This is a genomic window from Amycolatopsis rhizosphaerae (assembly GCF_007713715.1).
Classification (GTDB): Bacteria; Actinomycetota; Actinomycetes; order Mycobacteriales; family Pseudonocardiaceae; genus Amycolatopsis_E; species Amycolatopsis_E rhizosphaerae.
Genome location: NZ_VJWX01000351.1, coordinates 1 through 7519 on the forward strand (window position 1 = coordinate 1; position 7519 = coordinate 7519).

General features: G+C 67.0%; 9 protein-coding genes. 4 read left to right on the forward strand and 5 right to left on the reverse strand.

Annotated elements, in window-relative coordinates; all coding sequences use genetic code 11:
• Both FNH05_RS26925 and FNH05_RS26930 read left to right on the forward strand, forming a co-directional pair.
• On the forward strand, positions 1–498 hold a 498-nt coding region (locus FNH05_RS26925; protein ID WP_144591514.1), incomplete at its 5' end, for a peptidylprolyl isomerase.
• Positions 499–722: 224 nt separating this feature from the next.
• Positions 723–911, forward strand: coding sequence for a hypothetical protein (locus FNH05_RS26930; protein WP_144591516.1), 189 nt, complete (start codon positions 723–725; stop codon positions 909–911).
• 481 nt (positions 912–1392) lie between these two features.
• Here the strand turns inward: FNH05_RS26930 and FNH05_RS26935 are convergent, their stop codons facing one another.
• From FNH05_RS26935 to FNH05_RS39805, 4 genes are all read right to left on the reverse strand, one after another.
• Complete coding sequence (locus tag FNH05_RS26935; RefSeq protein ID WP_186382757.1) at positions 1393–2907, reverse strand: outer membrane protein assembly factor BamB family protein; 1515 nt, start codon at positions 2905–2907, stop codon at positions 1393–1395.
• Positions 2908–3048: 141 nt separating this feature from the next.
• On the reverse strand, positions 3049–3357 hold the full coding sequence (locus FNH05_RS39795; protein WP_425458494.1) for a DUF6444 domain-containing protein: 309 nt from the start codon (positions 3355–3357) through the stop codon (positions 3049–3051).
• 127 nt (positions 3358–3484) lie between these two features.
• Positions 3485–3610, reverse strand: coding sequence for a hypothetical protein (locus FNH05_RS39800; RefSeq protein ID WP_281287635.1), 126 nt, complete (start codon positions 3608–3610; stop codon positions 3485–3487).
• A gap of 302 nt (positions 3611–3912) precedes the next feature.
• On the reverse strand, positions 3913–4038 hold the full coding sequence (locus FNH05_RS39805; RefSeq protein ID WP_281287636.1) for a hypothetical protein: 126 nt from the start codon (positions 4036–4038) through the stop codon (positions 3913–3915).
• 238 nt (positions 4039–4276) lie between these two features.
• Between FNH05_RS39805 and FNH05_RS26945 the strand changes: the two genes are divergently transcribed.
• Both FNH05_RS26945 and FNH05_RS26950 read left to right on the forward strand, forming a co-directional pair.
• Positions 4277–5413, forward strand: a complete 1137-nt coding sequence (locus FNH05_RS26945) for a serine hydrolase domain-containing protein (RefSeq protein WP_144591519.1) — start codon at positions 4277–4279, stop codon at positions 5411–5413.
• Between the two features lie 112 nt (positions 5414–5525).
• Entirely contained in the window at positions 5526–6281 is a 756-nt protein-coding gene (locus FNH05_RS26950; protein ID WP_222426718.1) for an AraC family transcriptional regulator, read from the forward strand.
• Positions 6282–7067: 786 nt separating this feature from the next.
• Here FNH05_RS26950 and FNH05_RS39475 read toward each other — a convergent pair.
• Positions 7068–7403 carry an N-terminal phage integrase SAM-like domain-containing protein gene (locus FNH05_RS39475; protein ID WP_246127959.1) on the reverse strand — a complete coding sequence of 112 codons (336 nt, stop codon included), beginning with the start codon at positions 7401–7403 and terminating at the stop codon, positions 7068–7070.
• Positions 7404–7519: the final 116 nt, after the last annotated feature.

A 7519-nucleotide genomic window follows, 5' to 3' on the forward strand; every position in this document is an offset into this window, starting at 1 on the left:
ACCGAGCACGGCACCATCCCGCTCGTCCTCGACCGGGCAAAGTCACCCTGCGCGGTGCGGGCCCTCCTGTTCCTGGCCACGAAGAAATACTTCGACAGCTCGCCATGCCACCGGCTGGTCGTCGCGGTCCGCTACAAGGTGCTGCAGTGTGGTGACCCCTCCGGAACCGGGTGGGGCGGCCCCGGCTTCACGTTCAAGGACAAGCCGCCCACCGGCCTCCAGCCGGCCAGGGACGGCAAGGTTGTCTACCCAGCGGGGACGGTTGCGATGGCCGAGATGCCCGGTTCCTCCTACGGGAGCCAATTCCTGTTGATCTACGGCGACACCGAGATGCCGGCGAGCGACCCGATAGTCGGCACCTACCGCGAGACCGGCCAGGCCACCCTCGACGCGATCGCCGCCGGCGGCGTCGAGCAGGCAACGATACCGGGCACAAGTCTGCGGATCACCCGCCCGAAGACGCCGGTCGTCATCCAAAGCGCGACAGTTGCGGCGTGACGCGGACGTGATGACCACGTCTGTGGGCGGCGTAATGCGAGAATCTCAGTCGTGGACGCCCGCTGCTACCTCCGGGCGATCGGCCGTCGTCGGCGCGTGTTGGCAATTACCGTGCCTGGCAACACGATCCGGGACTATTGCGGGGGCTATCACCTCGCCCCGGGACCGGGCAACCGAGAAGATCACGTTCGACGACTTCCTGGCGGGACACCGGCGATGCGGCAGTGGGTGACCGGACCGCGCTCGTCACGTACCTGATCTGGGCGATCCACTTCTTCGTACACCGGGCCATGCTCGATCACCTCGCGCCACCGACCGCCACACTGCTCGTGGTCACACTCGGCCTGACGATCGCCTGGACGGCAGGCCTGCTCGCACTCACCAAACGGGAGCCGGGCAACGCACCGGCGTAACCGTCGAATACCCGCATCGGTTGAAGCCAGCGATTACCGCCGCCCCAGGTCGGTGGCCAGAACCAACTTCCCCGGATGACGCTTCGGCTGGCAGCCTCTGCCGGTGACGCCTCCGCGATATCCAGTAGCCCCGCGAAGCGATCAAAACCCGAGCCGCTACGCACTAACTTGGCCGAACTCGGGGCGCGGGTCGGCGTCGGTGGTCTCGAGATCGAGCTCGATCAGTGGCCAGTCCGCCCATGCCGCTAGAGGTTAGCCATGCGCGGATCGTGGATCTCGTGTCTGACAGTTTCGGTGTTATGGAAGCACGGCTGCCCCCAGTGCGCGCCATTCAGGAACCGCGAAGGGTTTCATGGGTGTTGCCAACACGGCAGGTTGGGGAGAAATGTCGGCGGGCGATCGTATGTCTCCGCGTGCCGGACGCAGAGCTGCCCCGGATCGCCTCGACGGCGGGTTGTTCATCGCACAGTTCGGCCCCGTATCACGGGTGGCGGGGATAGGCGCAGACGGTGGTCGATGACGCCGCGTAGACCGCATCCGGCGTGGCGCAGGCGAGCCAGTCCGCGATGCCGCCGGCGGATACATTGATGGCGCTGCCCGATTCGGCCCAGGCGATGGTGCCCGTTTTGCCGTCCAGGACAACGATACCGAGCCGTACCGTGGCGCCCGACTCGGCCTGGGTGGGAACGAGGACCAGGTCCGCCGAGGTGGTCAGGCTCGTGGCCATCAGGCGCTGGATGGGTGTCGCCCATACCTTGCTGCCGTCGCGCGGGTTGATTCCCCATGCCGTGTAGTCGTTGTCCCCTGATGCCGTTTCGGTCTCCTCGCCGACGATGAGCAGGTCGGCCGCCACGCCGACCCCTCTAATGCTGGTCGACGCCTGGAGCACCGTCTGGCGCTGGGTACCGGTGACGGTGTCCAGAACGACCAGCCGTTCTCCGGCGATCGCGAGGACATCTGCGACCGACACGATGCTCGACGCACCATTGGCCGTGCAGGTGTTGGGTGTGGCCCACAACTGGTTGCCGGTGGTCATGTCCAGGCAGAGGGTGGCGGTGTAGTCCTGTAGGTAGCAGCGCTGGCCACCGATGACGGCGCTGGCGCGATTGTATGCCGTGAGCGCACGCCTCCACAGCTGTTTACCGCTGGACACCTCGATCGCGACGATTTCGTTCCTGGTACCGAGCAGGACGTTGATGCCGTCGAAATCGAAAACCTGCGTGAAGCCCATGCCGTGAGCGTTGCGGCCGACGTCGTGGCTGAACTGCTGTTTGCCGTCCGAACCAATGGCGAACACCAGACTCGAATTGGTCTCGGCGTCCTGCGTGGCCCCGATCAGCAACGAGTCGTTCAGACCGATCCAGGAGAAGCCCGAGTAGCCGGCAGGCAGGTCGGGGCGTCCCGTCCACCGTGGCGCGCCGGTTTTCGTGTCGAACGCTTGCGCCATCGCGTTGTCCCACCGGACGAGGACGCCACCCATCACGCCGAGGCCGCCGCTGCGATCGCCGTTGTTGAAGTGGTTGTCCAGGGCCTGGGTCCAGGTCGGCGCGGGGCCGTTGGGCACCGGCGCTCCGGTGGGTGGCGTCGAGGCGGCGTTGCCGCCGTGGGTGGAGTCGCGGGTCAGCGCGACCGCGGCGACACCACCCACGGCGGCAAGGCCGGCGACGCCGATCCCGGCAATCCACAGGAACTTGCGTCGATTCGGCATCGGTGCGGCCGCCGGCGGTGATTGCTGAAACGTGGCTGGCGGGACCGTGATTTCCTGCTGGTGACGAAAGAGGTCGGAGTGCAGCTCTGGGCTGAACAGCACGGCGGGCTCGACCGGGCCCGCCGCGGCGAGCACGCCCTCCCCGGGAGCCGGGTCCTGTGCCACCGCGCCGGGGACGCCCGGCCACGCCTCAGGCGCGGCGCACTGACGCGCAGTCCACTGGCCGCCGTCCCACCAGCGCAGGCTCGGCCCGCCGGCGGGATCCTGGTACCAACCCGGTTGCGACACGACTCGTCCTCTCGTCCGGAGCCGCAGTCTAACCTGCAAAAGATGAAGTCCTGATGACACCACTGGCCCGGGCGTCCGGCTCGGGCAGACGGAACCGCTCGGCGCGCGGGACCGACACCAGCACCAGTTCGCCGTCGCGGATCATCCACAGGCCGAAGCAGCAAGACCGGCGCCGCAGCCCGTGCACGAGTCGGGCTCGTGCCGCACCTTCTCCTTCGGATCAGCGACCAGCGTCAGTGTCGGTCCTGGATGACCAAGCTGCCCACCCGGCTTGCGCCCGCTCTTACGCCGCAACGACTTCGGCGCTGGCTTGGTAAACGGTGAGTCCGGCGAGGGTGGTTTGGAAGAGTTGGTCGAGTCCATCCCCAACCGGCGCTTCAACTCGGCATTCTCGGCTTCCAGCACGGCCACCCGCTGACGAAGCTCAGCGATCACCCTCGCCTGATCCACGACCAGAGCGGCAAGCTCGTCATACGACGGAAGCCCATCCCCGGCCTGTACCCCGAGATCATCCCACAGAGACGATCAAACCCCACAAACAACCTGACCAGTTACCCGCGGCCCAGCCTTCCGCACTTCAGTCCGCGAACTCGATCATTTCGTCGACCGGCAGGATGGCTCGCTCCGTACGCAGGGTGCCGAGTGCCTTACGTTCGCGGTTGAACCATGCCGCGGTGTCACGGTCGAGCGCCCCGTCAAACACCTTGACCGCGACGCAGGCGCCATTCAGCCGTCCCGTGTAGACCTTGGCGACCGGCCGCTCGGCGAGCAGCCGTTTGGCGCCCGCCCCGATGCATCATCCGCCCGTTCTTCCGTTATCCGCCAACCCGCGTCCCGCAAGGCCCGCAACCGCTCCAGCGCGGCGGCCTCCGCCACGGTCGCACTCGAAACGATCAAACAAGATCGTCATGACACAGCAAAAATCCCCTCCGACCAGCTAAAACAAGCCGATCGAAAGGGATTGATCAAAACGTGGAGCTAAGGGGACTCGAACCCCTGACCCCCTCACTGCCGGGCGACCACTGCGGTCTGCGCCTTCTGGCCGTCCGGCGCGGTGGCGACATCGTAGACGTCGGCGGCGATGCCGAGAACGGCGAAACCTCGTCCGGCCCACTTGAACGCCGTGCTCACCTTCCCGAGGAACCCCGCTCCCTTGCTCGTCTCCTCTACGGCAGCCGCTGCACCGCTGGTACTCACCTTCGGACGCGGAAAAGTGAGCTTCAGCTCGTTCTGTCACCGGCCGTTTTCCCGGAAATCCGTGTCCGGTTTGAACTGCGGCGATGACCACGAGTGCGGAACATTCCTTCAAGACAGCCTGGCTGTGCGGACGCGATGCTGACGGTCATTGCCTGGTCATGAAGGAGAACTCATGCGGTTGAAACGTTGTGTCGCACTGGTCATCGCTGCGGTGGTCGGAGTTGCCATCTCGTCGCCGGCGCGCGCGGTGGGTGGGCCGCCGACCCTCGACGATGCCTGGTTGCGGGCAGAAATCCAGAACCTCGTCAACGTCGAGGGCGTTCCCGGCGTAGCTGCGGCCACGAGCTACGACGGGCAGCCGGTGCGGCGGATGGCTGCGGGCCTCGCGGACATCCCCGCGGACCGGGCGATGCGCCCCAACGACCAGTTCAGAGTCGCTTCCATAACCAAGACCTTCGTGGCCACGGTGGTATTGCAGCTAGTCACCGAGCACCGGCTCGCACTCGACCAGCCGATCGCGGGGCTGCTGCCCGAACCGGTGCCGCTCGCCGACCAGATCACCCTGCGGGAACTGCTCAACCACACCAGCGGGCTCTTCGAATACTCGGATAATCCTCGCTTCGACCCCGGCGCCACTTACACCCCCGCGCAGCTCATCGCCTTGGGCGTGGAGCATTCGCCATACTTCGCGCCAGGGACCGGCTTCCGCTACTCGAGCACCAACTACATCGTCCTCGGCGAGATCGTCCATCAGGTCACCGGTCACACGATCCAGGACGAAGTGCAGGCGCGCCTGATCCACACCCTCCACCTGAGCAGCACGACCTTCCCCACCACGACCACGGCCGCACCCCGGCAGGCACACGGCTACGTTTTCGCCGCTCCGCTGCCGCCTCGTTCCGGTCCCGCACTCGACGTGACTACCCGGACAAGCGCCAGTGCGGCAGGGGCGGCGGCAGCGATGGTGTCGACAGGCGACAACGTCGACCGGTTTGTTGGCGCACTGCTCGGCGGGGGACTCTTCTCGCAGCACCTGCTTACCGAGATGAAGCGCCCCACGCCCGGAGCCGATGCGTTCTTCGCCGGTGCCGGTATCCCCGGCATCAGCTACGGCCTCGGCCTGGTGATCGCCTCGACTCCGTGCGGAACGGCCTACGGCTCTTTGGGAGACATCGACGGGTACACCTCCAGCGTGCTCCAACTCGGCCCTCGCCGGGTCGCGCTGCTCATGAACACTGACTCCCTGCAGCCCTCGCTGCGCCAGCAAACGCTCTCCATCGCCCAGCGGGAACTCTGCCGCGCTGGCTAGCCGCATCAGGCCTGCGGCTCGCTATCATGGGACGGTGCGGACGTTCGTGCACAATGCAGCTGTGTGGGGCGTTGCGTGCCCGCGGCGCCCCAGCCGGGTGGCCGGTGTCACCATGGCCGGATTCCGTATCCGTGACCTGAACGCGCTCCGGATGGTGCCGCACCCAGCCGTGACGCTGATTGTGGAGTTCGGCGCCGGTTCGCCCGTCCTTGACTGTGCCGCCGGGCCGCGGCTGGGCAGCATCGCCGCCGGGCCCGGGTTCGGGTCCGGCGGCGCGGTCCGGGCGTGGGGAGAGAACGTTGAGTGCGTGCAGGTGCGCCTGTCCCCGGTGATCGCACGTGCGGTTCTGGGCGCATCCCCCGCCGACCTCGACGGCGCCGTCGTGCCCCTGGGCGACCTGTGGGGCCGGTCGGCGGCACGAGTCCGCGAGCAACTGAGCGAAACCTCGTCGTGGCAGGATCGCTTCGCGTTGACGGACGCGCTGCTCGCCCGCCGGCACGAGGCGGGGCCGCCGGTGGACCCGGAGGTGGCCTGGGCTTGGCACCGGATCGTCGGCAGCCGTGGCCTGGCCCGGGTCGACGGACTCGCGGCCGAGGTCGGATGGAGCCGTAAGCGGCTGTGGTCCCGGTTCCGGTTGCAACTCGGTCTGCCGCCCAAGCGCGCCGTGCGGCTGGTCCGCTTCGATCATGCCGCCCATCGCTTGGTCGCGGGCGAAAGCGCGGCCCAAGTCGCGGCCAACGCCGGCTACGCCGACCAGTCCCACCTGCATCGGGACGTCATGGCGTTCACCGGGGCAACCCCCGCGACCATGACCGGCGAACCGTTCCTCACCGTTGACGACATCGCCTGGCCCAGCGCCGGGACCTGATTTATGGACCCACCGGCACAACCCCAAACACCACAATGGCAACCACACCTCCCTGCCCTGCTGCCACCATCGCGGGTGGGTCATCGTCCACGCGACCTGCGGACGCTGCCCGGCATGACCACGTTGCGATCCTCGCTGGCTCCGGAGAGCCAGCGCTGCAGGACCGAGCACACTTCGGCGTGGCTGCAGACGATGAGGTTGCGATCCTCGCTGGCTCCGGAGAGCCAGCGCTGCCAGCGGGCGGGAGGTGGCCGATGGTGACCCGCCAGTTGCGATCCTCGCTGGCTCCGGCGGGTAGGGCTTCAAGATGTTGCGGCCTGAGCCGGTGAAGACGTACGACTCTTCGTCCCACTCCCGGCCGGGCTCTTTGAAAACAGCCTGACAGCGCTTCTTGTACTCGCGGAGCAGGACGGTGGTCTCGGTGTCGAGAGCGATGCGCCGCATCTGGTGGGTCTTGGTGTCCTTTTCCCGGCCGACGCCGCGCAGCGTGGTGTAGCTCTTGCGGACTTCGAGGATGCCTTTGTCCAGGTCGATACGCGCCCAGCGGAGGGCGCAGATTTCGCCACGCTGCATGCCCGTGGTCATGGCGAGCCAGACGAGTGTGCCCCAATCCTCGTCCAGCGAGAACGCCTTTTCGACGAGCTTTGCCGCCTGTGCTGATGTGGGGGGGATTGGGTTGTGGCGGGGTCTGCCGCGGGCGCTGCGCGACTTTCGCGGGGTTGGAGCTGATCCATTCCCACCGCACGGCAGCGCTGAGAACTCCGTTCAGGATCGAGTGAATCTGCCTCACCGATGAGGAAGCCATGGGCTTGCATTTGTGCGGCCCGCGCTCGGCTTCCTTGCAGTCGTGGTCGTCTTTGGTCTTGTGCTCGATGAAGGGCTTTCCATCGCACGGCATCGGCGAAGTTCGCCGTAGAGCGTTTCCAGCATGCGCGCACTCAGCTTGTTCACCGGCGCATCTCCGAGCGCTGGCCGGATGGTGCGCTCGATGTACCCGACATAGCCGTGCCGCGTCGTCGCCTGGATATCGGCATTGCGCAGCCATTCGTCGATCGCGTACCCCAGGGACACGGAAGTGCTGGCGGAGCGCTGCTGGTCGGCCTGGGCGAGGAGCTTGGTCATGACCTTCTCGGCGCACTTCTTCGCCGCCCGGGTCCGTGCCTGTGACGGTCTCGGTGAGGTAACTCGGCTTACCCGTGACCGGGTCCACGCCTGCGTAGACCCGGACCTGCAACGAG

Excerpts from the sequence above, each read along its gene's own strand:
- FNH05_RS26945 (WP_144591519.1), top strand. The coding sequence starts at position 4,277 with ATGCGGTTGAAACGTTGTGTCGCACTGGTCATCGCTGCGGTGGTCGGA.
- FNH05_RS26950 (WP_222426718.1), top strand. The coding sequence starts at position 5,526 with ATGGCCGGATTCCGTATCCGTGACCTGAACGCGCTCCGGATGGTGCCG.
- FNH05_RS39475 (WP_246127959.1), bottom strand. The coding sequence starts at position 7,403 with ATGACCAAGCTCCTCGCCCAGGCCGACCAGCAGCGCTCCGCCAGCACT.